Consider the following 25,477-nt stretch of genomic DNA (forward strand, 5'->3'; position numbering starts at 1 on the left):
CTCTCCCACGGAAGGGTGTTTGGGGTGTGTGCCTGAGCGGCGGGGCTTACGCCTCGACCGTGATGCCCATCGAGCGCGCGGTGCCGGCGATGATCTTCGCGGCCTGCTCGATGTCGTTGGCGTTCAGGTCGGCCTGCTTCGTCTCGGCGATCTGACGGACCTGGTCCATCGAGATCTTCGCGACCTTGACCGTGTGCGGGGTCGCCGACCCCTTCTGCACACCCGCAGCCTTCTTGATGAGCTCGGCGGCCGGCGGGGTCTTCAGGACGAACGTGAACGAACGGTCCTCGTAGACGGTGATCTCGACCGGCACGACGTTGCCACGCTGCGACTCGGTCGCGGCGTTGTACGCCTTGCAGAACTCCATGATGTTCACGCCGTGCTGACCGAGCGCGGGACCGATCGGCGGGGCCGGGTTGGCGGCGCCCGCGTTGATCTGCAGCTTGATCAGGCCCGTGACCTTCTTCTTCGGTGCCATGTGTGTTTCCTCCTGGAATCGAACGCACGGGGATCCGTGCACTCTCCCGCTGGCCCGGCCGTTCCGGACCGCGGTGAAGCCCCGCACGCACGGCGCGCGGGGCCAAACCTCAGTAGTCTACCCGATCGTCTGGATCGGTCTAGAGCTTGGTGACCTGGTCGAAGCTGAGCTCGACCGGCGTCTCGCGCTCGAACAGCGAGACGAGGACGGTGAGCTTGCCGCTCTCCGGCTTGATCTCGGAGATCGAACCCGGCAGGCCCGCGAACGAGCCTTCCTTGATGGTGATCGTCTCGCCGACCTCGAAGTCGACCTCGGCGGCCGGCTGTGCCTGAGCGGCGCCGCCACCCTTCGCGCCGCCCTTGGACGGTGCCGCTTCGGCCACCTGCACGAGGGACTTCAGCATGCCGAACGCCTCGTCGAAGCGGAGCGGCGTGGGGTTGTGGGCGTTGCCGACGAACCCGGTGACGCCCGGGGTGTGCCGGACGACGGACCACGAGTCCTCGTTGAGGTCCATGCGGACGAGCACGTACGAGGGGATCCGGACGCGGGTGACCAGCTTGCGCTGCCCGTTCTTGATCTCGACGACGTCCTCCATCGGGACCTCGACCTGGTAGATGTAGTCCTCCATCGACATCGACACCATGCGGTTCTCGATGTTCGACTTCACGCGGCGCTCGAAGCCCGCGTAGGAGTGGATGACGTACCACTTGCCCGGCTTCATCCGCAGCTCGGCCTTGAAGGCCTCGTACGGGTCGACCTCGGCGGCTTCGTCGTCCTCGTCGAGGGCCTCGTCGGCGGCGAGGGCCTCGTTCGCCTGCTCGGCGGACTCCGCTTCCAGCTCGACTTCTTCCTCGTCCTCGACGGCCTCGACGGCGGCCTCGGCCTCGTCGGCGGTGTCGACCTCGAGCGCGTCGTCGACGACGGCGTCGGCCTCGGGGTCCTGCGACTCTTCGAGCGCGGTCAGCTCTTCCTCGATGCCGAGGGACGGGTCGTCCTCGTCCTCGACGGAGATCGCGCGCTCCTCAGCGGACTCGGCGGAGCGCTCCTCGCCGGTCTCGACGTCGCCTTCCTGGTTCTCCTCGACCTCGGAGGACTGCTCGGCAGCCGTGGCGAGGTCGATGTCGTCGCGGGAGTTGTCAGACACTGTCGATTCTTTCCGTTCGGTGGTGCGGATCGGGTTGGCGGGCGGATCGGTTCACGATCGGCGCCGTCTCGGGCGACCGTACTCCTGTCCGCGAACGGTCAGGACAGCCGAGGTCCGGGTCAGGCCGTCGGCCCGTTGCCGAACACGTACCCGACGCCGAGTCCGAACGCGAAGTCGAGGATCGACACCAGGATCATCATCACGACGACGAAGACCAGGACGACGCCCGTGTAGCTGAAGAGCTCCTTGCGGGTCGGCGTGACCACCTTGCGGAGCTCGCCGATGACCTGACGGATGAAGAGCACGATGGCAGCGAACGGACCGCGGCGCTCGGCCCGGTCCTGCTTCGCCTTGGCGACGACGTCGTCCGCCGTCGTCTCCATGTCTTTGCTCGCCAACTTCTACCCTTCCAGATGTGCAGGGCGGACAGGACTCGAACCTGCAACCTGCGGTTTTGGAGACCGCTGCTCTACCAATTGAGCCACCGCCCTTCGAACGCGTTTCGTCACCGATCCGCGTTCCGGTGAACGAGTCTACGGGAGTCCGTCACACGGTGTCCACTTGACGGATGCTCCGGCGTGCCGCGTCGGTAGGCTGGGACCCGTGAGCACCGAAGCCCCCGGCCCCGAGTCCACCGCCAACCCCGCCGCTGTGTCGACCGATCGTCCGCGCATCGCGTCGCGCATCGCCGCCATCGCCGAGTCCGCGACGCTCAAGGTCGATGCGAAGGCCAAGGCCCTGAAGGCCGCCTGTCGACCGGTCATCTCCTTCGCCGCTGGCGAGCCCGACTTCGCGACCCCGCAGCACGTCGTCGACGCCGCCGTCCAGGCCGCGCAGGACCCGAAGAACCACCGGTACACCCCGGCCACCGGGTTGCCGGAGCTCAAGCAGGCGATCGCCGAGAAGACCGCCCGCGAGTCCGGCATCACGGTCGACCCGTCGCAGGTCATCGTCACCAACGGCGGCAAGCAGGCCGTCTACCAGGCGTTCCAGACCATCGTCGACGCGGGCGACGAGGTCCTGCTCCCCGCCCCCTACTGGACCACCTACCCCGAGGCGATCCGGCTCGCCGGCGGCGTCCCCGTCGACGTGTTCGCCGGCAGCGACCAGGACTACCTCGTCACGGTCGAGCAGCTCGAGGCCGCAAGGACCCCGAAGACGAAGGCACTGCTGTTCTGCTCCCCGTCGAACCCGACCGGTTCGGTGTACAGCGCCGAGCAGACGAAGGCCATCGGCGAGTGGGCGCTCGAGCACGGCATCTGGGTGATCAGCGACGAGATCTACCAGGACCTCGTCTACGACGGCGTCCGGTTCACCGGCGTCCTCGACGCGGTGCCCGCCCTCGCCGACACCACGATCCTGTTGAACGGCGTCGCCAAGACCTACGCGATGACCGGGTGGCGCGTCGGGTGGTTCATCGGTCCGGCCGACGCCGTCAAGGCCGCGTCGAACCTGCAGTCGCACCTGTCGTCGAACGTCTCCAACGTCTCGCAGCGCGCCGCGATCGCCGCGCTCACCGGACCGCAGGAGCCCGTCGCCGAGATGCGCGAGGCCTTCGACCGCCGCCGCAGGGCGATCGTGTCCGGGCTGAACGCGATCCCGGGCTTCGTCACGCCGACCCCGCAGGGCGCCTTCTACGTCTACCCGGACGTCACGGCCCTGCTCGGTCGCGAGTGGGCGGGATCGACGCCGACCACGACGCTCGAGCTCGCCGACCTCATCCTCGAGCACGCCGAGGTCGCGGTCGTCCCGGGCGAGGCGTTCGGGCCCTCCGGCTACCTGCGCCTGTCGTACGCCCTCGGCGACGACGACATCGCCGAGGGCGTCGCCCGCCTGGCGGCGTTCTTCGGCGCGTAGACCCCACCACACGAGGACGGGCCACCTCGACGAGGTGGCCCGTCCTGCTGTCCGGGAGGCCCGTGGCGGCTCAGGCGAGCAGGTCGCCGACCACGACGGGTTCCGGGACGAGCGACACCCCGAAGCGGTTCAGGACCGTCACCTGGACGTACCGGGCCAGTTCGGCGACCTGCGCCGCGGTCGCTCCCCCACGGTTCGTCAGCGCGAGTGTGTGCTTCGACGAGATCGCGGCCCGTGACCCGGGCACGGCGTACCCGCGGTGCACACCGGCGTGCTCGATGAGCCAGGCGGCGCTGAGCTTCACGTCGTCGCCGGTCGGCCACCGCGGCGCCTCGGCCGGCAGCGTCTCGGCGAACCCGGACGACACGATCGGGTTCGTGAAGAACGACCCGGCGCTCCAGGTGTCCGGGTCGTCGGCGTCGAGCACCATGCCCTTCGAACCGCGCAGCGCCAGGACGGTCGACCGGACGACCGCGGGGTCGACACGGTCACCGAGCGCGACGCCGAGGGAAGCGGCGAGCTGGGCGTAGCGGACCGGGACCCCTGCTGCCGATGCCGTCCCGAGCCGGAACTCGACCGTCAGCACCACGCCGCGTCGGCCGTGCTTGAGGGTCGACGTGCGGTAGCCGAGCGCCAGCTCGGCCGCGGGGACCCACGCGCGCTCCCCCGTGGCCGCGTCGAGGAACTCGATCCGGGTGAGCACGTCGGAGAGCTCGACCCCGTACGCGCCGATGTTCTGCACGGGGGCGGCACCGACCGTGCCCGGAATGCCGCTCAGTGCCTCCAGGCCGGTCCAACCGTGCTCCACCGTCGACGCGACGAACGCGTCCCACGGCTCGCCGGCCGCGACGCGGACGGTGACGCCGTCGGCGTCGGTCTCGTGCTCGACGCCCGTCGTGCGCACGAGCACCACGGTGCCGGCGAAGCCGTCGTCGGCGACGAGCAGGTTGCTGCCACCGCCCAGCACCAGCCACTCGTCGTCGTCCCACGCCGAGGACGCGTGCGCGACGAGCTCGTCCGTCGTCGTCGCGGTGAGCAACCGAGCGGCCGGACCACCGACGCGGAGCGTCGTGAGGTCGGCGAGCACCGGCTCCGACACGGTCAGCGGAACGCCACCGTGACCTGCGCCTTGCCGAGCACGGTCTGCCCGGCGGCGGTCACGGTGAGGTCGATGCGCTGCGGACGGCCTTCGTCGTCGACGGTGCCGACCTTGGCGACGACACCGACGGTCGCACCCTGTTCCGGGTCGACCACGACGGGCCGGGTGAAGCGGACGCCGTAGCGGACCACCCAGCCGCGGTCGCCGAGCCACTCGGAGACGGGCTGCACCGCGAGGCCCATGGTGAGCATGCCGTGTGCGAGCACACCGGGCAGCCCCACGGACGCTGCGACGTCGTCGCGGTAGTGGATCGGGTTGAAGTCGCCCGATGCGCCGGCGTAGCGGACGAGCGAGTCGCGGGTGAGGTGGACCTCGCGCTCGGCGACGACGGTGCCGACCTCGAGCGCGGTCACGGGTGCGGTGGTCATGCGTCGTCTCCTCGGACGACGAGGGTGGAGGTCGCCGTGACGACGTGCTCCCCCGCGGCGTCGTTCATCGTGCTCTCGGCGGTGACCATGGCGTTGCCGCCGAGCGTCTTCACGCTCGTCACCGTCAGGGTCGCCGTGAGTTCGTCCCCCGCGACGATCGGCCGGTCGTAGGTGAAGGCCTGCTCGCCGTGGACGACACGGGAGAAGTCGATGCCGGCATCGGGTTCGGCGAGGAGCTGAGCGAGCGTCGCCTCCTGCACGACGACCGCGAAGGTCGGCGGGGCCACGACATCGTCGTACCCGGCGGCACGCGCGGCCTCGGGCTCGTGGTGGATCGGGTTCGTCGCGAACACGGCACGCGAGAACTCGCGCACCTTCTCACGACCGACCAGGTACGGCTGGGCCGGCGGGAACGTCCTGCCGACGAGCTCGGGGTTCACAGACACCACGGCAGTCTAGCGACGCCCGTCCGGGGGCTGATGATCGTGAGTATGCATCGGCTATGCTTGCGTCACGCGGTTCGGGGGAACCGACGCCGGCGATCGGGGGTTCCGGGCCGGCCTTCCGGGGAGGGGAAGCACGATGGACACGACGACCGAGTTCGCGGTGCACACGGGCGACCGGTGCACGGCCATGGAGGTCGCCGGCGCCGCACTGCGCCAGACCGGGCACCACGTCGAGTCGACCGGCGGGACGATCACGGCCACGACCGGCAACCGGGTGCTCACGATCCTGCTCGGCGCCCTGGTGCACCCGTCGCGGGAGTTCCGTCGGTACGAGCTGTCGACGACCGTCACGGGCACGTCGACCACGATCACACTGCGGCACTCCGGGCACGGCACGGCCGTGTCGGGCGGGGGCATCGGCGCCGGGCGACGTCAGCACGCGTGGCGCCAGGTGAACGCGACGCTCGAGCGTGCGCTGCGCTCGGCCGGCGTGCTGGTGGCACGGCCGGAGCACCGCCGGCGCTGACGCGCGGGACGACGCGGGCGCGGGCGCGGCGCGGGCGCGGGGGCGGGCGCGGTCTGGTTTCGCACGACCGGGACCGGCCGGAACCGTGTGATCCCGTGGTTCGGACCGACTTCGGTGGTGCGGGTCCACCCGGCGCAACCGTCCCGGCGCTGCGCTGCGGCGCGGCGGGCTGCTGCGGCGCGGCGCGGCGGGCTGCTGCGGCGCGGCGCGGCGGGCTGCGGCGTGACTGCGCCCCGCAGCACACACTGCGCCCCGGACCTGCGGGGCGCAGTGCTCGCGCCGGGGCGCAGTCTCGCCGAGTCGGCGTGCGGGAGGCGAGCCGTGTCCGCGTGGCCGAGCCTCGGCCCGGCGGGCGTCCTGCGCCGTCCGGGAGCCGAGCCGTGTCCGTACGGCGGGGCTTCGGCGGCGGGCGGGCGGCGGCGGGGCACCCCGGTAACGACGAAAGCCCGGCGCGGACGCCGGGCTTGCGGTAGCGAGGGCGGGACTTGAACCCGCGACCCCACGATTATGAGTCGTGTGCTCTAACCAACTGAGCTACCCCGCCAAGGATCCGGAGCGACAACGGCTCCGGGTCGGAGCCCCGAGTCAGGATTGAACTGACGACCCCTTCCTTACCATGGAAGTGCTCTACCACTGAGCTATCGGGGCATGTGCCGCTCGGCGGCACCACACGAGGATAGCAGACCCGCGACGGTGGTCAGGAACCCGAGCCGACGCCCGGGCGTGCCGCGCGGAACCGCTAGTTCGCGTTGGCCTGCAACCACGCCAGCGGGTCCACCGGGACGCCGTCGACGTGGACCTCGAGGTGCAGGTGCGGACCGGTCGAGTTGCCGGTGCTGCCCACCAGCCCGAGCTCGTCGCCGACCTCGACCTGCTGGCCCTTGACGACCTTGAAGGAGTTGTCCTCCATGTGGCCGTACACGCTGGTGAACTGCTTGCCGTCCACATCGTGCTCGACCCAGACGTCGTTCCCGAAGCCACCGTCGTTCGCCTGCACCTTCACGACCGTGCCGGCGGCGATGACCCGGATCGGGGTGCCCTCACCCGGGGCGAAGTCGACACCCATGTGGTTCGTCGAGCAGAACGAGCAGCCCTCGACCTGGCGGCCGCCGAACCCGGAGGTGATCGGCACACCGGTCAGGAACGGCCACTGGATGGTGCCGTTCGGGTCGTTCGTGAAGCTCGACGCGTCGACGTTCTTGTACTGCGTGGCCGAGGACACCGAGTACTGGTCGCGGTTCGTCTCGGCATCGGCCGCACCGGCCCCGACGCTGAGCGACTGGGTCGAGCCCGAGGCGGTCGCACGCTGCGACGTCGAACCGGGTTCCGGCGTCCAGAGCGCCTGCGCCGGCAGCGACGTGGAGACCACGAGACCCGCGGCGAAGAGGAGTGCGCCGACGGCGGTCACGCGCGAGGCCGCTCGACGGAACGACGCACCCTGGCTCCGTGGGGCCGGAGCGGACACGGCCGGTCGCGATGCACCGAGGTGCCGCGTGGCACGGTCGACGTGCGCGGTGGCGACCGGCGCGGGACGACCGGGTCGTCCGCTCCGCCGCGACGCCGGCACCTGCCCGAGTACCCGGCGCGCGGCCGGGGCAGCGAGGGGCGCCGTGGCGGAGGCGGTGCCCGGTGCGGTCGCGGTGCCCGGTGCGGTCGCGGGGGCCGGTGCGGTCGCGGCGACGACGGGCGACGAGGGAGCGGGCGGCGTCACCGGGTCGGCGGTCGCGGCCGGCATCGCCGGCGACGTCGGCGCGAGGTCGATCGGCGACACGGGAGCCGACGGCGTGGCCGGCGACAGGAGTTCGTCGAAGGGCTGCCCCTCGGTCATCGCCGCAGCAGCGGCACGCTCCGCCTCGATCCGGGCCCGCCGGGTCATGTGGACGACCGGTGCGGGTGCGTGCACGAGATCGTCGGTCTGCTCGGACGAGAGGGAGGGATGGGGCATGCGTTCGGGGGCGATCCTGATCGGGGCGAGGTGCGCTCGTTGGTAACGAGCAGATAACGGGACTGGAGAACGGTAGCAAACCCACTACCGTCCCGCCAGTCGTGATCGAGACCACGGGGCTCCCCCAAAGCGAGGGGAGAGCGAGGGGAGAGCGAGGGGAGAGCGACGGGCCGGCGCTGGTCGGACGCGGGACGAGCGGGCTCAGGCCGGCAACGCCCGGTCCTCCAGGGAGCGGATCAGGGCCTCGAGATCGTCCGCGATGGCAGGACTCGCGAAGAGGAACGACCGGGTGCCGCCCGCCTCCCAGATGCGGACCGCTGCGCCGGCCTCCCGCGCGACGATCGACCCCGCGGCCATGTCCCACGGGTTGATCCCGCGTTCGTAGTACGCGTCGACGGTGCCGGCAGCGACCGCACAGCAGTCCAGCGAGGCCGCTCCCCCGCGGCGGATGTCACGGACCTCGCCGATGAGCCCGGCGAGCACCTCGACCTGCTGCCGGCGTCGGTCCACGGTGTAGCCGAACCCGGTGGCCACGAGCGTCTCCGCGAGCGACGCCGGCGCACCGGCCTGCACGGGCACACCGTCACGCGTCGCACCCGCACCGACCGCCGCACGGAACACGACGCCGGTGGCCGGTGCGACGACCACACCCGCCACCGGCTCCCAGGTCGTCGGGTCCGCCGAGCCCCGGACGACCCCGATGCTCACGCCGTACTCGGGGCTGCCGTAGAGGTAGTTGACGGTGCCGTCGATGGGGTCCACCACCCACGTGATCCCCGAGGTGCCGGCGCCCGTGCCGGACTCCTCCCCGAAGAACGCGTCGTCCGGACGGGCCTCGGCGATCCGGGCCCGGACGAGCGCCTCGACCTCGCGGTCGGCGGCCGTGACCACGTCGACGATGCTCGACTTCCGGTCGGCGACCTCGACGCCCTCCGCACGACGCCGAGCTGCGAGCGCCGCACCGTCACGGGCGATCGACTCGGCGAGGTCGGCGAACTGGGACGGGGTCAGGTCGGAGGTCATTCATCGATCCTGCCAGCAACGACGAAAGCCCCGTCCGGGGACGGGGCTTTCGTGTGGTGTGTGGCAAGTGAGGGATTCGAACCCCCGAAGGCTACGCCGGCTGATTTACAGTCAGATCCCTTTGGCCGCTTGGGTAACTTGCCATGTGCGCACCCGGCCCGTGTAGTCACCAACCGAAGGCGCGCATGAAAGCATAGCGGATCCGCGGCGGTGGTCGTGACCACCCGCCGGACCGCACCGGTGCACCCGGGCCGAACCGCGCCTCCCGACCGCCGATAGGCTGTCCGGCATGGCAGACAGTTCCTTCGACGTGGTCAGCAAGGTCGACAAGATGGAGGCGGAGAACGCCCTCAACCAGGCCGCCAAGGAGATCGAACAGCGGTACGACTTCAAGGGTGCCGGCGCTTCGGTCGCGTTCAGCGGTGAGGACGTCCTCATCAAGGCGAACTCCGAAGAGCGCGCCAAGGCCGTCCTCGACGTCCTGCAGAGCAAGGCGATCAAGCGCAACATCAGCCTGAAGAGCCTCGACGCCGGCGATCCCTACCCCTCGGGCAAGGAGTACCGCATCGAGGTGAAGTTCAAGAACGGCATCGAGCAGGACGTCGCGAAGAAGATCGGTGCGTTCCTCCGCGCCAACGCCCCGAAGAGCGTGAAGAGCCAGATCCAGGGCGACGAGCTGCGCGTCTCCTCGAAGAGCCGCGACGACCTGCAGAACACGATCCAGCTCCTCAAGGGTGAAGAGTTCGACGTGCCGCTGCAGTTCATCAACTTCCGCTGACGCGCCACGCACCGCTGTGGAGCACTGGCTCAACGTCGCGATCACGGTCTTCCTCGTCCTGTTAGACCTGGCGATCCGCGTCTTCTCGATCATCTACGTCCCGATCAACCGGAAGCCGCAGACCGCGACCGCCTGGCTGCTCGCGATCTTCCTCATCCCCTACATCGGGTTCATCGTCTTCCTCGTCATCGGGTCGACGAAGCTGCCGCACGCCCGGCGCGAGAAGCAGACCGAGATCAACGCGTACATCCTCGAGCAGACCGAGGGCATCGAGCGGGTGCGCCGCGACCACCCGTGGCCGACGTGGCTGGACAGCATCACGCGGCTGAACCGCGAACTCGGCGCGATGCCCCTGGTCGGCGGCAACTCGGCGGAGCTCTACCCCGACTACGACGAGTCGATCGCCGAGATGACCCGGGCGATCGACCAGTCCCGGCGGTTCGTGCACGTCGAGTTCTACATCGCGACGCTCGACGACACCACGCGCCCGTTCTTCGAGGCGCTCGCCCGGGCCCAGGCCCGTGGCGTGACCGTGCGCTTCCTGCTCGACCACTGGGCGAGCCGCGGCTACCCGGGCTACAAGGACACCCTGGCGTTCATGGACCGCGCCGGCATCGAGTGGCACCTGATGCTCCCGCTGCTGCCGTTGCAGGGGAAGTTCCAGCGCCCCGACCTCCGCAACCACCGGAAGATCATGGTGATCGACGGCTCGGTGGCGTTCACCGGCTCGCAGAACCTGATCGACAAGTCCTACGACCTCAAGTCGCACCTCGACAAGGGCATGGCGTACAAGGACCTCTTCGCGCGGTTCGAGGGGCCCGTGGTCGCCGGCCTCAACGCCCTGTTCGTCACCGACTGGTACAGCGAGACCGACGAACTCCTGCTCCGCGAGAGCGACCCCGTGCAGCGCGCCGACCGTGGGGACGCCCTGGACTGCCAGGTCGTCCCGTCCGGCCCTGGCTTCGACGGCGAGAACAACCTCCGCCTGTTCAACGCGCTGCTGTACTCGGCACAGCAGAAGGTGTCGATCACCTCCCCGTACTTCGTGCCCGACGACTCGATGCTCTACGCGATCACGACCACGGCGCAGCGCGGGGTCGAGGTCGAGCTGTTCGTCGGCGAGATGGGCGACCACGCCATGACCTGGCACGCGCAGCGCTCCTACTACGAGGGACTGCTCCGGGCCGGTGTGAAGATCTGGCTCTACCGGGCGCCGACGATCCTGCACGCCAAGCACTTCACGATCGACGACGACGTGGCCGTCATCGGGTCGAGCAACATGGACATGCGGTCGTTCAGCCTCAACCTCGAGGTGTCGGTCATGGTGCGCGGCAGCCGGTTCGTGGACGCCCTCCGCGAGGTGCAGGCGGCCTACAAGGAGCACAGCTTCGAGCTCACGCTCGACGCGTGGTTGGACCGCCCGCGTCGTTCGCAGGTGCTCGACAACGTGGCGCGGCTCACGGCGGCGCTGCAGTAGCGCCTCCGGCGCGTCCGGCCTGGAGGCGCGGCGCGGCTCCCACGGGTCAGCGCGGGTCCGGCACCAGCCGGGTCAGGCGGGCGGTCAGGCGTTCCAGGGGCCCGCGGCCGAGGAACGTCCGCCACGTCATCGCGAAGAGCACCGAACCGACCGCGAACCACGCCCACGCAGCCCCGGAGTCGGGGTACTCCGGCAGGGCCGCCAGGACGACGAGGTGTCCCGCGTACACGGTGAGCGGCATCGACCCGACCGCCGCGAGTGGGAACGCGATGCGCTGCACGGTCCGTCCACGGCCGTCGAACAGCAGCGTGCACAGGGCGATCACGGCGACGGCGATCCCCGCGGTCCCGACGACGTCGACGATCGACGACGAGTGGTCCCGGGGCGACAGGAACAGCTGCGCGAGCGCCTCCCCGCCGGTGCTGCCCTCCCCCGCGTACGGGACCCCGGGGAACGCGAACACTGCGTCGTCCGGCACCGGGGCGAGCACGGCGCCGACCACGTACGCGACCAGCGCGACCACAGCGCCGGACGCGAGCAGCGCGACCTGCGTGCTCCGCACCTCCAGGCCCGCCCGGGCGACCGCCAGGCCGACCAGCACGTACGCCAGGAAGGTGACCACGGGGTAGACCAGGCCGAGCTGGACCTCCCACGTGCCGGCGTCCGCGTAGAACGGCACGGTCGCCAGCGCGACGACCGGCGAGGCCACCGCGCACGCGCCCGCGATCAGGAGCAACCAGCGTGCCCGCAACCGGAGCACCGGGACGGCCAACAGGAAGAGGACCCCGTACGTCGGCAGGATCACGTACACCGGGGTCTGCAGTGCCATGAGCAGCAGACCGATCGCGACGACCACCGCCGCACGGACCACCAACCGACCCCGGACGCGACCGATCGCGGGCGGACCCGGTGGGGTGGTGCGGCCGCTCGTCAACCCGATCGACACCCCCGCGAGCACCGCGAAGAGCGACGAGGACCGCCCGTGCGCGACGGCCGCCCAGGTACCCGGGTCCGACCAGTCGAGCGCGTCCGCGATGCCGCCGACGTGCGTCGCGACCATGCCGAGCAGCGCGACGGCACGGGCGACGTCGACGCCCTGCAGGCGCCCCGCCGGGACGACGGGCACGCCCCGCATCGCGGTGGGCGGTGCGGGGCGTGCGTCGGTCACGGCGTGGGCTCCGGTACTAGCTCGCGGTGGCGTTCGCGCGACCGAGCGAGACGTCGACCATCTCGTCGCGCGGGACGACCTTGATCCGCTCGCGGCCCTCCGCCTCGCCGAGCGCGAGCTCGTGGGCGTCGAGGTTGTGCCAGCCGTCGAGGTCGGTGTACGCGACCCCGCGGGCGGCGAGCAGGGCCGGCACGGCACCCTCGGACGGGTCCTCCGGCGTCCACCAGCTCGCCTGGTCGTTGACGATGTGCTGCACGGTCTCCATCGCGTCGGACTTCGTGTGCCCGATCAGGCCGACCGGTCCGCGCTTGATCCAGCCGGTGGCGTAGACGCCCGGGAGCTGCTGGTTGTCGTCGTCGAGGACCTGGCCCTCGTGGTTCGGGATGACGCCGTGGCGCTCGTCGAACGGCACGCCGGGCAGCGGCGAGCCGAAGTAGCCGACGGCACGGTACGCGGCCTGGATCGGGATCTCGCGGATCTCACCGGTGCCCTCGACCCCGCCCTGGCCGTTCGGACGGGTGCGCTCGTAGCGGATCGCCGTGAGCCGGCCATCCTCGCCGACGAACTCGAGGGGCTTCGCGTAGAAGTGCAGGTGCAGACGACGGCTGGCCTGGCCGGTCTCGCGGGTGCGCCACTGCTCGAGCACCCGGTTCATCACCATGACCTGCTTGTTCGTGGCGATCGCGGTCTTCGAGGCCTCGTCGTGGTCGAAGTCCTCGTCGTACACGATCATGTCGACGTCGCGGAGCTCGCCGAGTTCGCGCAGCTCGAGCGGCGTGAACTTCACCTGCGCCGGGCCACGGCGACCGAACACGTGGACGTCGGTGACGGGCGAGGACTTCAGCCCCTCGTACACGTTCGCCGGGATCTCCGTCGGCAGGAGGTCGTCGGCGTGCTTCGCCAGGATGCGCGAGACGTCGAGGGCGACGTTGCCGTTGCCGATCACCGCGACGCTCTCGGCGGTGAGCGGCCAGGTGCGCGGGACGTCGGGGTGGCCGTCGAACCAGCTCACGAAGTCGGCCGCACCGTAGGACCCCTCGAGCTCGACGCCCGGGACGTCGAGGTCGGCGTCCTTGATCGCGCCCGTCGAGAACACGACCGCGTGGTAGTGCTTCCGGAGGTCGTCGAGGGTGATGTCCTCGCCGAAGCGGACGTTGCCGAACAGCCGGACGACGCCGCGGTCGAGCACGTCGCGCAGGGCGTTGATGATGCCCTTGATGCGGGGGTGGTCCGGCGCCACGCCGTAGCGGACGAGACCGTACGGCGCGGGCAGCTGCTCGAACAGGTCGATCGACACGTCGTGGCCGTGGGCCTCGCGCAGCAGGATGTCCGCGGCGTAGATGCCGGCGGGGCCGGCGCCGACGATGGCGACTCGGAGGGTGGGCACTGTTCGTCTCCAGTTCGTTCGGGTGGGGGGCTCCCGATGGGTTCTCGTGTCTGCGAGCGGGTCAGCAGTCGTGTTCGCGCCGCGTCAGCGGCTTCGCTCGACAACGGACTCGGCGAAGCGGATCAGCGCCCGCTTGACCGTGCCGTCCGGCAGCGGTGCGAGGGCGTCGACCGCCTCGGTCGCCCAGCGGACCGCGACGGCACGGGTGGCCGCGGTGGCCTCGTGCTCGCGGAGCGCGGCGACGGCGGACTGGTACGGCGCCGAGTCGACGACGTCGTCCGGAGCCGCGTTCACGTCACGCTCGATCCGTTCGAGGAGGTCCACGGCGTCCGGTGCGCCCGTCGCGGCCAGGCGACGGAGCTGCAGCAGCGGCAGGGTGTCGACGCCCGCGCGGAGGTCGTTCCCGGCGATCTTGCCGGTCTTGTCCTTCGCCGGGGCGAGGTCGATCACGTCGTCGACGAGCTGGAAGGCGACGCCGACCTTCTCGCCGAACGTGCCGACCGCGTCGAGGTAGGCGCGGTCGGCGCCGGAGAACATCACACCGGCTCGGGCGGCCGTCGCGATGAGCGAACCGGTCTTGTCGCTGAGGACCTGGATGTAGTGCTCGACCGGGTCGTCCTCGGGCTGCGGGCCGGTCGTCTCGTGCAGCTGCCCCATGCAGAGCCGCTGGAAGGTCTCCGCCTGCATCCGGATGCCCTCGGTCCCGAGGTCGGCCGTGATGAGGCTGGCGCGGGCGAACAGCAGGTCGCCCGTGAGTATCGCGACGTTGTTGCCGTAGGTCACGTGCGCCGCCGGGACACCGCGTCGGACCGGGGCCTCGTCCATGACGTCGTCGTGGTACAGCGAGGCGAGGTGGGTGGTCTCGATGCTCACGGCGGCCTTCACCACCGCGTCGGTCACCCCGTCGCCGAGCTGCGCGATGAGGAGCGTCAGGGTCGGCCGGATCCGCTTGCCGCCTGCGGACAACAGGTACCGGCTCGTGGTGTCGGCGAGGGTGTCCGTGGAGCGCATCGCCTCCTCGAGGCCCTGCTCGACGAGTTCGAGCCCGTCGTCGACGGCCGCGATGAACCGTCGCTCCGAGGGCGTGGCGAACAGTCGCTCGCCGATGCCCAGCGACGCGCGGAGACTCGGTGCGCGACGTGCGACCGGGACGCTCGGATTCAAGTGCTGCTCCGTGTTCGGGGGTGGACGGACCGGTCAGGCGTCGGTGGGGTCGACGCTCGGCTGCTCACCGGTGTGCTGGTGCTCACGCCGTGCCTTCGCGCGTCGGGCGACCGACTCGCGGACCTCGCCGGCGACGGGCTTGCGACCGCGGTGCAGTGCGACGATACCGGCGGTGAGGTTCCGGTAGGCGACCATCGTGAAGCCGACGCCGCGGAGCCACTGGCTGAGCACCTGCTGCTCGGGCCACGCGTCGATCGACTCCGCCAGGTAGCGGTAGGCGGCGGGGTTGCTGCTCGACAGCTTCGCGATGCCGGGCAGGACGCGCTTCAGGTACGCGCTGTACCCGAACCGGAGCGCGGCGAGCGGCGGCGTGGAGAACTCGCAGATGACGACCCGGCCGCCGGGCTTGAGGACGCGGAGCATCTCGCCGAGCGCCTGCATCGGGTCGTTCACGTTGCGCAGGCCGAACGAGATCGACACGGCGTCGAAGGAGTCGTCCTCGAAGGGCAGGTGCTCGGCGTCGCCCTCGACGAAGGTGATCTCCGGGTGGCGTTCCCGCCCGACCGCGATCATCCCCGCGGAGAGGTCGAGCGCGGTGACCTCCGCACCCTTCTTCGCGAAGGCCGCGGCGCTCGTGCCCGTGCCCGCGGCGATGTCGAGCACGCGCTCGCCGGGCTGGGGGTCGACCGCGCGGACCGTCGCGACACGCCACAGCGGGGCGTTGCCCGCGGAGAGGATGTCGTTCGTGAGGTCGTACTTCGCGGCGACGTCGTCGAACATGGCCGCCACCTCGTCCGGCCGCTTGTTCAGGTCCGCTCTGCTCACCCGCAACATCCTAGAGGTCCCGCCCGAGCGTTCACCCGAGCACGGCGAGTCCGGCCCCGGCGCGTGCGGCCGGCCCGGCCCCGGCGCGTACGATCGGTCGGGTGACCCGAACCACCACGGCGGCCCCACCGCTGACGGTCTCGACCCGGATCCTCGACGACCCGGGCGCCGTCCTCCGCCACACCCTCCGGGACAGCCCGCTCGCCTTCGTCCGGAACGGTGACGGCATCGTCGGCATCGGCGAGGCACTGCGCTTCACCTTCAGCGGTCCGGAGCGCATGCGGGAGGCATCGGCGGTCTGGCGGACGCTCGTGCAGGGCGCGGTGGTCGACGACCCGGTGCAGCTGCGCGGGACCGGCCTCGTCGCGTTCGGGTCGTTCGCCTTCGCGGACGACTCCGCCGACACCAGCGTGCTGATCGTCCCCCGCGTCGTCATCGGCCGCCGCCGCGGCAAGGCCTGGCTGACCGCCGTCGACACGACGCCCGACCCCGCTCCCCTGGCCTTCACCCGCACCTCGGTGCCCGTGCCGCACGTGGGTCCGCACGTCTCCGTCGCGCTCGGACCCGGCCGCATCGACGCGGACGCCTACGCCGAGAAGGTCGCCGACGCCGTCCGGCGCATCGCCGCCGGCGACGCGGCGAAGGTCGTGCTCGCCCGGGACCTCGTCGGGCAGCTCCCCGCCGACGCCGATCGCCGTGCCGTCCTGCTCGACCTCGCCGAGGCCTACCCGCAGTGCGTCACGTTCGCCGTCGACGGCCTCGTGGGGGCGACGCCCGAGACCCTCGCCCGCACCGACGGCACCCGGCTGTCCGCCCGGGTCCTCGCCGGCAGCGCCGCCCGCGGCACCGACGCGGTCTCGGACCGTGCGGCGGCAGAGGCCCTCGCCGCGAGCGCCAAGGACGTCGGGGAGCACGCCTTCGCGATCGACAGCCTCCTGGCCGCGCTCCGCCCGATCGCCACCGACCTGCGCGCCGACCCGGAGCCGTTCCGTCTGCAGCTCCCGAACCTGTGGCACCTGGCCACCGACGTGCAGGCGACCCTGCCGGTGGGCACCACCTCGCTCGACGTCGCGGACGCGCTGCACCCGACGGCCGCCGTGGCGGGGACGCCGACCGACGTGGCCGTGCGGCTCGTCGCCGAACTGGAGGGCGTCGACCGCGGCCGCTACGCGGGGCCCGTCGGCTGGCTCGGTGCGAACGGGGACGGCGAGTGGATGCTCGCGCTCCGCAGTGCGCGGATCGACACCGACGGCCTGGTGCGGGCGTGGGCCGGCGCGGGCATCGTGGCCGGGTCCGACCCGGCGCGCGAGGTCGCGGAGACGGCGCTGAAGTTCCGCCCGATCGCGGACGCGCTCGCCTAGCCCGCCGGTCCGAGCACGCTCGGCCGCCGACCGCCGCGCCGGTCACGGGCCTGGCCCGGACCGTCAGTCAGCGAGCGGGACCTCGATGACGACGCGCTCGGCCGGGTCCGTCAGCACGCGCTCCAGGTCGCCCCAGGTCGCCCCGCGCCGGTACTCCCACCCGAGCCCCGTCACGACGCGCTCGACGTCGACGGTCTGCGGGGTGGTCATCATCCGGCGCATGTCCGCCTCGGGGGTGGTCGCCGCGACCTCGAGCCCGCGGAAGATCGCTCCCCCGGCGTCGTTGCCGACGACGACCTGCACGCGGTGCCGTGGCTCCTCGGTGCCGGTGACGAACGCGCCGAGGTCGTGCAGCAGCGTGAGGTCGCCGAGCAGCACCCGGGTGGTGCCGATCGACGCGGACGACCGTTCGAGGGCCGCGGCGATGCCCAGTGCGGTGGAGACGGTGCCGTCGATCCCGGCGAGCCCGCGGTTCGCGTGCACCCGGATCGCCTTGCCGGCGACGTGCCCGTCCGCGACGCGGATGATCTGCGACGCCCCGAGCACGAGCCGGTCGTGCGGCCAGGTCGCGCCCCACACCGCGTCGGCGAGCATCGTCCGGTCGACCGGACGACGACGGAGGGCGACCTCGTCGCGGAGGAACTTGTTGCGCTCGGCGCGGTCGCTCGACCGCTTCGCGTCGAGGTCCGGCCCGGCGTCGCCGTCGCCGAGCAGCGCGCGGCTGGCCGCCACCCACCGTCCGACCCACGCTCGGTGTTCCGGTCGGGTGCGGCCCGTCACGCGGACGTCCGACACGAAGGTGGTCGTTGCGGTCGGCCGGGAGGCACGGGCCGGGTCGAAGGGATCGGCACCCGGTCCGCGGACCACGATGGTCTCGACGTCGGGGCGCTGGAGGAGTGCGGGGACCTCACGGCTGAGGGTGGGGTGGCCGAGGACCACAGCGCGGCGGACGGCGCCGCCGAAGTCGGGGTCGCGCAGGAGTTCGCGGTACGTCACGACGAGGTTCCGTCCGAAGCGCGCCCCGCTCGACACCTCCGCGACCAACGGCGCACCGAGCTCCCAGGCGATCCGCTCGGCGTCCGCCCCGGCGTCGTGTCCGGCGATGACGACCGTCGCGGGCTGGTCGTCCGGCGTCAGGTCCGCGACCGGCAGACCGGAGTGCACCCGCCGGGTGGCGAAGGCCAGGTCGACCTCGTCGTCCGGCACCGCCTGCACGGCGTCGTCGCCGAGTCCGGCGGAGAGCGGCTCGCGGAACGCGACGTTGAGCTGGACCGGTCCGGGCTGGCCCTCGTGCCCGGCGGCAGCGGCGACGGCCTGGCGCACCAGGGTCCGGACGGCGTCGGTGGTGCTCGCGTCGGCGCCGTGCGTCGTCGGGGCCTGGACGTCGCGCACGAAGGCGACGGCGGCGCCGAACATCCCCGGCTGGACGGTGGTCTGGTTGCTGCCGATGCCGCGGAGTTCGTCAGGACGGTCGGCGCTCACGACGATCATCGGCACGCCGGAGTGGTGTGCCTCGAGCACGGCGGGGTGCAGGTTGGCGACGGCGGTGCCGGACGTGGTGACGACGGCGGCGGGCCGCCCGGACTCGACCGCGAGCCCGAGTGCGTAGAACCCGGCGGTGCGTTCGTCGAGCCGGACGTGCACGCTGATGCCGCCGGCCCGCTCGAGGGCGACGGCGGCGAGGGCGAGCGCCTGCGACCGGGAGCCCGGGCTGACCACCACGTCGGTGACGCCTGCGCGCGCGAGTTCGCGGAAGAGCGTCAGGGCGAAGTCGGTCGCAGGGCTGCCGGAGCCCGCCGGACCGTCAGCGATCGGCGCGGCCGTCGTCGTCTCGACGGTTGCGGCGCTCTCGCTCGCGGAACTGCTGCTCGAGGTCTCGGAGGGTCTCGTCGTCCTGGTCCTTGTCCGTGGGGTGCTGCTCGGGGCCGTGCGGGCCGCCGAGGAAGTCCGGGTCGTCTTCGGGTCCACGGTACCCGGAGCCACCACCCGGTCCGATCGCCGGCGCACGGCCGAGCAGGAACCACAGCACGCCGCCGAGCACGGGCAGCACGATCACGAGGAGGACCCAGACGCCACGGCTGAGGGAACGGACACGCTGCCGCGGCATCGTGGCGCAGTCGATCGCCGCGTACACCGTGAACGCCACGGCGGCCACGACGACGATCAACCACAGTCGGACCATGGCCGGGAGTCTAGGTCGCCTGCCTGTGGGGTCCCTGCCCGTCGCGCATCCGTAGACTTGCCGCGTGAAAGCGTGGCTCGTCTACACCCTGGCCCGTCTCGGCATCTTCGCCGCGGCCGTGGCGCTGCTCCTCCTGACCCCGATGCCCTGGTACTGGGCGGTGATCGTCGGCGCCCTGGTGGGACTGCTCGTCTCCTACATCGCCCTCGGGAAGCTGCGCGAGCAGGTCACGACGAGCCTGGCCAACCGCCGCGGGAAGCCGGAGCGCGACGCGGACACCGACTTCGAGGACGACTTCGTCGACGCCGCGGACACCGACGCACCGGTCGTCCGCCCGGTGTCCGACGCCGACCGGCACGCCGCGCGTCGCGAGCACGACGAGGACTGACCCCTACGGCAGCATCGCGAGGGTGATCCCGAGGACCACGCCGAACGCGAGGGACGCGAACGACGACAGCTGCAGCGCCGTGATGAGTTCGCGGGGCTTCCGGGAGGACACACCGATCGCCAGCGCCGGGAGCGCGAGCAGCAGCGAGAAGTACGTGAACCCGGTACGGAAGTAGAGCAGCACGAACCAGAGCAGCACCACGTACGGCAGCATCAGGAAGAGCCCGAACAGGACGCGGGCCACCGGCCGGCCGACGACGACCGCGAGGGTGCGCTTGCCGGCGAGACGGTCCTCGTCGACGTCGCGGATGTTGTTCACCATCAGCACTGCGCAGGCGAAGAACCCGGCGGCGACCGCCGCGGCCCAGCCGCTCGGCGTGGCCGCGTCGATGAGCACGAACTCGGTGCCGAGCACGGCGACGAGCCCGAAGAACACGAACACGAAGACCTCGCCGAGAGCGTTGTACCCGTAGGGCTTCTTGCCACCGGTGTAGAACCACGCGGCGACGATCGCGGCGGCCCCGACGACCAGCAGCCACCACAGCTGGGTGAGCACGATGATGACGATGCCGGCGACGGCTGCCAACCCGAAGAACGTCAGCGCGACGGCGAGCACCGTCCGGGGCTTCGCGAGCCCGGCGCCGGTGAGCCGTGCGGGGCCGACGCGGAACTCGTCCGTGCCGCGCACCCCGTCGGAGTAGTCGTTGCTGTAGTTGACGCCGATCTGCAGGAACAGCGCCACCGCGAGGGCGAGGATCGCGATCGCCAGACGGCCGTCGGACGCCAGGAAGCCACCGAAGTCACCGGGCTGGCCGCTGTCCACGAACGCGACGGTCGTGCCCAGCACCACCGGCACGACGCCGAGGGTCAGGGTGCGGAGCCGGGCGCCGCCGATCCAGTCGCGCGCCGTCGCCTTCCCCCGGGTGCGTGCCGGGGCCGCTGCCTTCGCCGGGTTGCCGGACCGGCCTCGCTTGTGCGTCTCGTTCTTCGCTCGTGCCACGACCGTCGATCCTATTCGGCCTGCCTACGACTCGGCGACGAGTGCCCGGACCGCCCGGCGGTCGGGCTTGCCGGACGGGAGCATCGGCACGGCGTCGACGACGACGACCGCGGCCGGACGAGCGGCCCGGCCGAGCGCGGTGCCGACGTGGTCGCGGACGGTCTCCAGGTCGATCGGGCGGGCCGTCACCACGACCGGGACCTCGCCCCACTCCCCCGATGCGCGCCCGGTGACGACCGCGGAGTCCTGCCCGGGGAGCTCGCGCACCAGGCGCTCGACCTGTCCGAGCCGGACCTTCTCGCCCCCGGAGATCACCACGTCGTCGAGTCGACCGAGCACCCGGACCCGGCCGTCGACGACCTCGGCGGCGTCGCCCGTCCGGTACCAGCGCAGCCCGTCACGCTCGACGAACGTGGCGGCCGTGCGCGCGTCGTCGTCGAGGTAGCCCTCGGCGAGCATCGGCCCGGCGAGGAGCAGTTCGCCGTCGACGACCTCGGCGCGGACGGTGCCGAAGGGCACGCCGTCGTAGACGCACCCGCCGCTCGTCTCGCTCGCGCCGTAGGTCGTGACGACACGCACCCCGGCGTCGAGGGCGCGCTGCCGGAGCGGCGCGGGAGTCGCCTGCCCGCCGACGAGCACCGCGTCGAACCCGGCGAGGGCCCGAGTCGCCCGGTCGTCGTCGAGCACCCGGGCGAGCTGCACCGGGACGAGCGACGTGTACCGACGCGGCGCGGCCGGCCCGGTGACGAGCCGCTCTGCCGCGTCCGCGAAGGCGGCTGCGTCGAAGTGTCCGGGCCGGACGACGACCGGGGTGGTCCCCGCGGCGATCGACCGGGCGAGGACGTTGAGCCCGGCGATGTAGTGCGTCGGCAGCGCGAGCACCCAGCTGCCCGGGCCACCGAGGGCGGCGTCCGCCGCGGCCGCCCCGGCGAGGAGCGCTTCCGAGGACAGCGCCACGCGCTTGCCGGTCCCCGTGGACCCGCTCGTCTCGACGACCAGGGCGACCCGCTGCGGGACGACGGCCGGAGCGGGGTCGGGCCGCTCCGGAGCGTCCTCCGCGACGGGGAGCAGCGCGGGGCCGCCGGCGAGTGCTGCCTCCAGGCCGCGGAGCACGACCGACGGGTCCGATGTGCCGGACGTGACCAGTGGACGGGTCATCAGTAGTGCCAGGGGAACGACGTCCACTCGGGGGCGCGCTTCTCGAGGAAGGAGTCGCGACCCTCGACCGCCTCGTCGGTGCCGTACGCGAGCCGGGTGGCTTCGCCGGCGAAGACCTGCTGGCCGACCATGCCGTCGTCGACCGCGTTGAAGGCGTACTTGAGCATCCGGATCGCCGTCGGGGACTTGCCGAGGACGATCTCGCCCCAGCGGATCGCCTCGCGCTCGAGGTCCTCGTGCGGGACGACAGCGTTCACCGCGCCCATCTCGTACGCGCGCTGCGCCGAGTACTCCTGCGCCAGGAAGAAGACCTCTCGGGCGAACTTCTGGCCGATCTGCTTGGCGTAGTAGGCGCTGCCGTAGCCGCCGTCGAACGAGCCCACGTCGGCGTCGGTCTGCTTGAACCTCCCGTGCTCGGCGCTGGCGATGGTGAGGTCGCAGATCGCGTGGAGCGAGTGCCCGCCGCCGGCCGCCCACCCCGGGACGACCGCGATGACGACCTTCGGCATCATCCGGATGAGGCGCTGGACCTCGAGGATGTGCAGCCTGCCCATCGACGCCTGGGCCGCAGCCGGGTCGACGCCCTCGGGCGGAGCACCCTCGTCGCCGACGTACTGGTACCCGCTCCGCCCCCGGATGCGCTGGTCACCGCCGGAGCAGAACGCCCAGCCGCCGTCCTTCGGGCTCGGACCGTTGCCGGTGAGCAGGACGACACCGACGCGGGGGTCCTGCCGGGCGTCGTCGAGGGCGCGGTACAGCTCGTCGACCGTGCGGGGACGGAAGGCGTTGCGGACCTCGGGTCGGTCGAAGGCCACCCGGACGATCCCCCGCGACACGTGCTTGTGGTACGTGACGTCGGTGAACTGCTCCGCGATCGGAGCCTCGGTCCAGACGTCGGGATCGAACAGGTCGGAGACGGGAGCAGCCATGCCCCCACGGTACCGCTGCGCCGCAGGACGACCGGGACGCGTCAGCTGCCCAGCTGGCCCGCGGCCCCGCCGCCCATGTCGGTGAGCACCTCGGGCGCGACGATCACGAGCAGCACGACGAGGATGACGGGGTTGGCGAAGAACGCCACCACCACACCGACGGCGCCGTACCAGCGACCGAAGGACCCGACGGCGGCGACGAACCCGAGCACCGCGGCGACGAGGGTCAGGAAGACCACGACGAAGCAGATGCCGAACGCGAAGTCGGTGTCGCCGCCCATGAAGACAGCGAAGGCACTGGCGTCGACGGCGGCCGAGACCACCGCGAGCCCGAGGGCGATCTTGCCGACGACAGGGTTGCGGCGCTTCCGCCCACGCTGCGCCTGGTGCCGGACGTCCACGGTGTTGCGCTGCATCAGCCGCGCGAACTCGTCGGTGTCCCGACCGGGTGCCGACGCTCGCGCTGCACGCTGCTGCGGTTCCGGCACCGAGCCTCCCTCGTCCTGATCGTCACCTGGTGGTGCACACCCTGCCGACCCTGGCCGACCGATGCATGCTAATGCCCTGCCCTGGCGGTCCCCTCCGAGGAACCGTGAGGTGCGCTGGACGACGCTGCCAGGATGGGGACGTGCTCCCCGACGCGGCCGAACTCCCCTCACGCTCCGAACTGCTGGCGGATGCGCACGTGGTAGCGCTGCCGATGCGGGTGCGGTTCCGCGGCATCACCACCCGGGAGGCCGTGGTCCTGCGCGGTCCGTCCGGCTGGACCGAGTTCTCCCCGTTCGTCGAGTACGACGACGCCGAGGCCACCGCGTGGCTGCGGGCAGCGGTCGACTTCGGGTGGGCCGACCACGAACCCGCCGCCGACGTCGTCCCGGTGAACGCCACCGTGCCCGCGATCGCACCGGGGGCCGTCGCCACGCTCCTCGCCCGCTACCCGGGCTGCAGGACCGCCAAGGTGAAGGTCGCCGAACCCGGCACCACGATCGACGACGACGTCGCCCGGGTGGCGGAGGTCCGACGGGTGATGGGACCGGACGCCGCCGTGCGCGTCGACGCGAACGGGCTCTGGTCGGTCGACCAGGCCGTCCGGGCACTCGAGCGCCTCGCACCGTTCGGGCTGCAGTACGCCGAGCAGCCGTGCGCGACCGTCCCGGAACTGTCGACGCTCCGAGCGCGCGTGGACGGGCTCGGCGTGCGGATCGCGGCCGACGAGAGCGTCCGGCGGGCCTCCGACCCGCTCGCCGTCGCCCGGGCCGGCGCCGCCGACGTCCTCGTCGTGAAGGCGCAGCCGCTCGGTGGCGTCACCGCCGCGCGCGCGATCGTCGCCGAGGCCGGCCTGCCGTGCGTCGTGTCCAGCGCGCTGGACACCTCCGTCGGCCTCGGGATGGGCGCGTTCCTCGCGGCCGAGGCGATGTCGCCCGGCTACGCCGCCGGGCTCGGCACCGCCGCCATGTTCGAGACGGACGTCACGGACACCCCACTGCTGCCGGTCGACGGCGCGGTCCCGGTCCGGCGTGCGACCGTCTCCCCCGAACTCCTCGAGCGGAACGCGGCGTCGCCGGAACGCTCCGCCTGGTGGCTCGCGCGGATCGCCCGCGTGCACGCCCTGCTCGCGGCGGCCTGAGGACGCGACCGGCAGACGGACGGGAGGCACGGTGCCAGCTGGCTCCGTGCCTCCCGTCCGGTCGTGGTCGCGTCAGCGACCGCTGCTCACAGGCCCGAGTAGCTGTGCAGACCCTTGAAGAACACGTTGACGACGGAGAAGTTGAACATCACCGCGGCGAAGCCGATGAGGGCCAGCCACGACGACCGCGCACCGCGCCAGCCACGGGTCGCACGCGCGTGGATGTACCCGGCGTAGACGACCCAGATGATGAAGGTCCAGACCTCCTTGGTGTCCCAGCCCCAGTAGCGACCCCAGGCGCGTTCCGCCCAGATCGCACCGGCGATGAGCGTGAACGTCCAGAGGACGAAGCCGACCAGGATGACCCGGTAGGTGAGCACCTCGAGCCGGTCGGCGTCGGGCAGCGTCTCCATGAAGCGGAGCTTGCCGGACGACGAACGGCCCTGACGGTAGGTCTGCACCAGCTGCGACACGGCGAGGCCGGCGCCCAGGGCGAAGAACCCGGTGCCGGCGATCGCCACGAACACGTGGATGACGAGCCAGTACGACTGCAGTGCGGGCTGCAGCGGGACGACGGGCACCCAGTAGTTCACGGTCGCGATGCCGAGCAGGATGATCGTCAGGCCGGTGATGAACACGCCGAGGAACTTCAGGTTCTGCCAGAGCTGCACCAGCAGGAAGATCAGGATGATCAGGCCCGTGCCGGTCAGCGAGAACTCGAACATGTTGCCCCACGGCACCCGGTCGGCCGCGATGCCGCGCAGCACGATCGAGCCGACGTGCAGCACGAGCGCGAGGACCGTCATCGCCATGCCGACCCGCTCGAACCGGGTACCGCCGCGGCGGGACCCGCCGCCGTCGGACGACTGCGCCACCTTCTCGAGGACGACCGTGCCGCCCTGGACGGTGGCGATGGTGCGCTCGGCGGCAGACGACTCCTGCGGGGCGTCCGCACCGGAAGCGGCGGCCGCCACGTTGCCCGATCGCTTCGCGACGTCGAGGGCGAACGCGATGAACGCGATGACGTAGACCGCCATCGCGGAGTACGTCAGCACGACCGAGTAGGTCGCGAGGTTCGTGGTCATGTC

General features: G+C 71.8%; 26 protein-coding genes and 4 tRNA genes. 7 read left to right on the forward strand and 23 right to left on the reverse strand.

Annotated elements, in window-relative coordinates; all coding sequences use genetic code 11:
• Positions 1 to 46 precede the first annotated feature (46 nt).
• The 4 genes from rplK to ACRQ4B_RS14650 all read right to left on the reverse strand — a co-directional run bounded on the left by rplK (position 47) and on the right by ACRQ4B_RS14650 (position 2,113).
• Entirely contained in the window at positions 47 to 478 is a 432-nt protein-coding gene (gene rplK, locus ACRQ4B_RS14635; protein ID WP_022906459.1) for a 50S ribosomal protein L11, read from the reverse strand.
• A 139-nt stretch (positions 479 to 617) separates the two neighbouring features.
• Complete coding sequence (gene nusG / locus ACRQ4B_RS14640) at positions 618 to 1,622, reverse strand: transcription termination/antitermination protein NusG (protein WP_439692136.1); 1,005 nt, start codon at positions 1,620 to 1,622, stop codon at positions 618 to 620.
• Between the two features lie 119 nt (positions 1,623 to 1,741).
• Complete coding sequence (gene secE / locus ACRQ4B_RS14645) at positions 1,742 to 2,005, reverse strand: preprotein translocase subunit SecE (protein ID WP_395886284.1); 264 nt, start codon at positions 2,003 to 2,005, stop codon at positions 1,742 to 1,744.
• Between the two features lie 35 nt (positions 2,006 to 2,040).
• Positions 2,041 to 2,113 (reverse strand) — tRNA-Trp (locus tag ACRQ4B_RS14650).
• A gap of 160 nt (positions 2,114 to 2,273) precedes the next feature.
• Here ACRQ4B_RS14650 and ACRQ4B_RS14655 point away from each other — a divergent pair.
• Positions 2,274 to 3,479 carry a pyridoxal phosphate-dependent aminotransferase gene (locus ACRQ4B_RS14655; protein WP_439694409.1) on the forward strand — a complete coding sequence of 402 codons (1,206 nt, stop codon included), beginning with the start codon at positions 2,274 to 2,276 and terminating at the stop codon, positions 3,477 to 3,479.
• A 70-nt stretch (positions 3,480 to 3,549) separates the two neighbouring features.
• On the opposite strand, the gene ACRQ4B_RS14660 is transcribed toward ACRQ4B_RS14655, so the two are convergent.
• From ACRQ4B_RS14660 to ACRQ4B_RS14670, 3 genes are read right to left on the reverse strand one after another with little or no spacing between them, the layout of a single operon-like run.
• Entirely contained in the window at positions 3,550 to 4,578 is a 1,029-nt protein-coding gene (locus ACRQ4B_RS14660) for a UDP-N-acetylmuramate dehydrogenase (protein WP_439692137.1), read from the reverse strand.
• Between the two features lie 2 nt (positions 4,579 to 4,580).
• Complete coding sequence (locus ACRQ4B_RS14665; protein ID WP_439692138.1) at positions 4,581 to 5,006, reverse strand: MaoC/PaaZ C-terminal domain-containing protein; 426 nt, start codon at positions 5,004 to 5,006, stop codon at positions 4,581 to 4,583.
• Positions 5,003 to 5,452: a MaoC family dehydratase N-terminal domain-containing protein gene (locus tag ACRQ4B_RS14670; protein ID WP_079236588.1), complete on the reverse strand. Its 450-nt coding sequence runs from the start codon at positions 5,450 to 5,452 to the stop codon at positions 5,003 to 5,005. Before ACRQ4B_RS14670 ends, ACRQ4B_RS14665 begins: the two co-directional genes overlap by 4 nt.
• A gap of 136 nt (positions 5,453 to 5,588) precedes the next feature.
• Between ACRQ4B_RS14670 and ACRQ4B_RS14675 the strand changes: the two genes are divergently transcribed.
• Positions 5,589 to 5,978 carry a hypothetical protein gene (locus tag ACRQ4B_RS14675; RefSeq protein ID WP_439692139.1) on the forward strand — a complete coding sequence of 130 codons (390 nt, stop codon included), beginning with the start codon at positions 5,589 to 5,591 and terminating at the stop codon, positions 5,976 to 5,978.
• 470 nt (positions 5,979 to 6,448) lie between these two features.
• Here ACRQ4B_RS14675 and ACRQ4B_RS14680 read toward each other — a convergent pair.
• The 5 genes from ACRQ4B_RS14680 to ACRQ4B_RS14700 all read right to left on the reverse strand — a co-directional run bounded on the left by ACRQ4B_RS14680 (position 6,449) and on the right by ACRQ4B_RS14700 (position 9,089).
• Positions 6,449 to 6,522, reverse strand: a tRNA-Met gene (locus ACRQ4B_RS14680).
• Positions 6,523 to 6,554: 32 nt separating this feature from the next.
• A tRNA-Thr gene (locus ACRQ4B_RS14685) sits at positions 6,555 to 6,626 on the reverse strand.
• A gap of 91 nt (positions 6,627 to 6,717) precedes the next feature.
• The gene (locus ACRQ4B_RS14690; protein WP_439692140.1) at positions 6,718 to 7,923 is read right to left on the reverse strand and encodes a peptidoglycan DD-metalloendopeptidase family protein; all 1,206 of its coding nucleotides are present in this window, start codon (positions 7,921 to 7,923) and stop codon (positions 6,718 to 6,720) included.
• A 201-nt stretch (positions 7,924 to 8,124) separates the two neighbouring features.
• Complete coding sequence (locus tag ACRQ4B_RS14695) at positions 8,125 to 8,946, reverse strand: inositol monophosphatase family protein (RefSeq protein ID WP_439692141.1); 822 nt, start codon at positions 8,944 to 8,946, stop codon at positions 8,125 to 8,127.
• Positions 8,947 to 9,007: 61 nt separating this feature from the next.
• Positions 9,008 to 9,089, reverse strand: a tRNA-Tyr gene (locus ACRQ4B_RS14700).
• Positions 9,090 to 9,235: 146 nt separating this feature from the next.
• Between ACRQ4B_RS14700 and ACRQ4B_RS14705 the strand changes: the two genes are divergently transcribed.
• The gene (locus tag ACRQ4B_RS14705; protein ID WP_439692142.1) at positions 9,236 to 9,724 is read left to right on the forward strand and encodes a YajQ family cyclic di-GMP-binding protein; all 489 of its coding nucleotides are present in this window, start codon (positions 9,236 to 9,238) and stop codon (positions 9,722 to 9,724) included.
• A gap of 16 nt (positions 9,725 to 9,740) precedes the next feature.
• Positions 9,741 to 11,201, forward strand: a complete 1,461-nt coding sequence (gene cls, locus ACRQ4B_RS14710; protein ID WP_439692143.1) for a cardiolipin synthase — start codon at positions 9,741 to 9,743, stop codon at positions 11,199 to 11,201.
• Positions 11,202 to 11,247: 46 nt separating this feature from the next.
• On the opposite strand, the gene ACRQ4B_RS14715 is transcribed toward cls, so the two are convergent.
• The 4 genes from ACRQ4B_RS14715 to ACRQ4B_RS14730 form a co-directional block, all read right to left on the reverse strand.
• Complete coding sequence (locus ACRQ4B_RS14715; protein WP_439692144.1) at positions 11,248 to 12,369, reverse strand: heparan-alpha-glucosaminide N-acetyltransferase domain-containing protein; 1,122 nt, start codon at positions 12,367 to 12,369, stop codon at positions 11,248 to 11,250.
• A gap of 16 nt (positions 12,370 to 12,385) precedes the next feature.
• Positions 12,386 to 13,756: an FAD-dependent oxidoreductase gene (locus ACRQ4B_RS14720; protein ID WP_439692145.1), complete on the reverse strand. Its 1,371-nt coding sequence runs from the start codon at positions 13,754 to 13,756 to the stop codon at positions 12,386 to 12,388.
• Between the two features lie 84 nt (positions 13,757 to 13,840).
• The gene (locus ACRQ4B_RS14725) at positions 13,841 to 14,920 is read right to left on the reverse strand and encodes a polyprenyl synthetase family protein (protein WP_439692146.1); all 1,080 of its coding nucleotides are present in this window, start codon (positions 14,918 to 14,920) and stop codon (positions 13,841 to 13,843) included.
• Between the two features lie 33 nt (positions 14,921 to 14,953).
• Entirely contained in the window at positions 14,954 to 15,745 is a 792-nt protein-coding gene (locus ACRQ4B_RS14730) for a demethylmenaquinone methyltransferase (protein WP_439692147.1), read from the reverse strand.
• Between the two features lie 101 nt (positions 15,746 to 15,846).
• Between ACRQ4B_RS14730 and ACRQ4B_RS14735 the strand changes: the two genes are divergently transcribed.
• Positions 15,847 to 17,106, forward strand: a complete 1,260-nt coding sequence (locus tag ACRQ4B_RS14735) for an isochorismate synthase (protein WP_439692148.1) — start codon at positions 15,847 to 15,849, stop codon at positions 17,104 to 17,106.
• Between the two features lie 63 nt (positions 17,107 to 17,169).
• Here the strand turns inward: ACRQ4B_RS14735 and menD are convergent, their stop codons facing one another.
• Both menD and ACRQ4B_RS14745 read right to left on the reverse strand, forming a co-directional pair.
• Positions 17,170 to 18,918: a 2-succinyl-5-enolpyruvyl-6-hydroxy-3-cyclohexene-1-carboxylic-acid synthase gene (gene menD, locus ACRQ4B_RS14740; RefSeq protein ID WP_439694410.1), complete on the reverse strand. Its 1,749-nt coding sequence runs from the start codon at positions 18,916 to 18,918 to the stop codon at positions 17,170 to 17,172.
• Positions 18,911 to 19,288, reverse strand: a complete 378-nt coding sequence (locus ACRQ4B_RS14745) for a PLDc N-terminal domain-containing protein (protein ID WP_439692149.1) — start codon at positions 19,286 to 19,288, stop codon at positions 18,911 to 18,913. The genes menD and ACRQ4B_RS14745 overlap by 8 nt, the downstream gene beginning before the upstream one ends.
• Positions 19,289 to 19,352: 64 nt before the next feature.
• Between ACRQ4B_RS14745 and ACRQ4B_RS14750 the strand changes: the two genes are divergently transcribed.
• Positions 19,353 to 19,676, forward strand: coding sequence for a DUF4229 domain-containing protein (locus ACRQ4B_RS14750; RefSeq protein WP_439692150.1), 324 nt, complete (start codon positions 19,353 to 19,355; stop codon positions 19,674 to 19,676).
• Positions 19,677 to 19,679: 3 nt separating this feature from the next.
• On the opposite strand, the gene ACRQ4B_RS14755 is transcribed toward ACRQ4B_RS14750, so the two are convergent.
• Genes ACRQ4B_RS14755 through ACRQ4B_RS14770 form a run of 4 tightly spaced genes read right to left on the reverse strand, consistent with a single transcriptional unit; the run spans position 19,680 to position 23,250 of the window.
• The gene (locus ACRQ4B_RS14755; protein ID WP_439692151.1) at positions 19,680 to 20,675 is read right to left on the reverse strand and encodes a 1,4-dihydroxy-2-naphthoate polyprenyltransferase; all 996 of its coding nucleotides are present in this window, start codon (positions 20,673 to 20,675) and stop codon (positions 19,680 to 19,682) included.
• Between the two features lie 24 nt (positions 20,676 to 20,699).
• Positions 20,700 to 21,833 carry an AMP-binding protein gene (locus ACRQ4B_RS14760; protein WP_439692152.1) on the reverse strand — a complete coding sequence of 378 codons (1,134 nt, stop codon included), beginning with the start codon at positions 21,831 to 21,833 and terminating at the stop codon, positions 20,700 to 20,702.
• Complete coding sequence (locus ACRQ4B_RS14765) at positions 21,833 to 22,762, reverse strand: 1,4-dihydroxy-2-naphthoyl-CoA synthase (protein WP_439692153.1); 930 nt, start codon at positions 22,760 to 22,762, stop codon at positions 21,833 to 21,835. Before ACRQ4B_RS14765 ends, ACRQ4B_RS14760 begins: the two co-directional genes overlap by 1 nt.
• A gap of 41 nt (positions 22,763 to 22,803) precedes the next feature.
• Positions 22,804 to 23,250, reverse strand: coding sequence for a hypothetical protein (locus ACRQ4B_RS14770; RefSeq protein WP_439692154.1), 447 nt, complete (start codon positions 23,248 to 23,250; stop codon positions 22,804 to 22,806).
• Between the two features lie 140 nt (positions 23,251 to 23,390).
• Here ACRQ4B_RS14770 and ACRQ4B_RS14775 point away from each other — a divergent pair, with 140 nt between their 5' ends.
• Positions 23,391 to 24,389, forward strand: a complete 999-nt coding sequence (locus ACRQ4B_RS14775; RefSeq protein ID WP_439692155.1) for an o-succinylbenzoate synthase — start codon at positions 23,391 to 23,393, stop codon at positions 24,387 to 24,389.
• A gap of 86 nt (positions 24,390 to 24,475) precedes the next feature.
• Here ACRQ4B_RS14775 and ccsB read toward each other — a convergent pair whose 3' ends face one another.
• Positions 24,476 to 25,474 (reverse strand): c-type cytochrome biogenesis protein CcsB, encoded by a 999-nt coding sequence (gene ccsB / locus ACRQ4B_RS14780; RefSeq protein ID WP_439694411.1) that lies wholly within the window; start codon positions 25,472 to 25,474, stop codon positions 24,476 to 24,478.
• Between the last annotated feature and the right edge of the window lie 3 nt (positions 25,475 to 25,477).

This window comes from Curtobacterium sp. SP.BCo, assembly GCF_051903265.1.
In the GTDB taxonomy this organism is placed as follows: Bacteria; Actinomycetota; Actinomycetes; order Actinomycetales; family Microbacteriaceae; genus Curtobacterium.

What these genes read in the sequence shown, in the direction of transcription:
- rplK (WP_022906459.1), bottom strand. Translation starts at nt 478, where the DNA reads ATGGCACCGAAGAAGAAGGTCACGGGCCTGATCAAGCTGCAGATCAAC.
- secE (WP_395886284.1), bottom strand. Translation starts at nt 2,005, where the DNA reads ATGGAGACGACGGCGGACGACGTCGTCGCCAAGGCGAAGCAGGACCGG.
- ACRQ4B_RS14665 (WP_439692138.1), bottom strand. Translation starts at nt 5,006, where the DNA reads ATGACCACCGCACCCGTGACCGCGCTCGAGGTCGGCACCGTCGTCGCC.
- ACRQ4B_RS14675 (WP_439692139.1), top strand. Translation starts at nt 5,589, where the DNA reads ATGGACACGACGACCGAGTTCGCGGTGCACACGGGCGACCGGTGCACG.
- ACRQ4B_RS14690 (WP_439692140.1), bottom strand. Translation starts at nt 7,923, where the DNA reads ATGCCCCATCCCTCCCTCTCGTCCGAGCAGACCGACGATCTCGTGCAC.
- ACRQ4B_RS14695 (WP_439692141.1), bottom strand. Translation starts at nt 8,946, where the DNA reads ATGACCTCCGACCTGACCCCGTCCCAGTTCGCCGACCTCGCCGAGTCG.
- ACRQ4B_RS14705 (WP_439692142.1), top strand. Translation starts at nt 9,236, where the DNA reads ATGGCAGACAGTTCCTTCGACGTGGTCAGCAAGGTCGACAAGATGGAG.
- ACRQ4B_RS14745 (WP_439692149.1), bottom strand. Translation starts at nt 19,288, where the DNA reads ATGGTCCGACTGTGGTTGATCGTCGTCGTGGCCGCCGTGGCGTTCACG.
- ACRQ4B_RS14760 (WP_439692152.1), bottom strand. Translation starts at nt 21,833, where the DNA reads ATGACCCGTCCACTGGTCACGTCCGGCACATCGGACCCGTCGGTCGTG.
- ACRQ4B_RS14765 (WP_439692153.1), bottom strand. Translation starts at nt 22,762, where the DNA reads ATGGCTGCTCCCGTCTCCGACCTGTTCGATCCCGACGTCTGGACCGAG.
- ccsB (WP_439694411.1), bottom strand. Translation starts at nt 25,474, where the DNA reads ATGACCACGAACCTCGCGACCTACTCGGTCGTGCTGACGTACTCCGCG.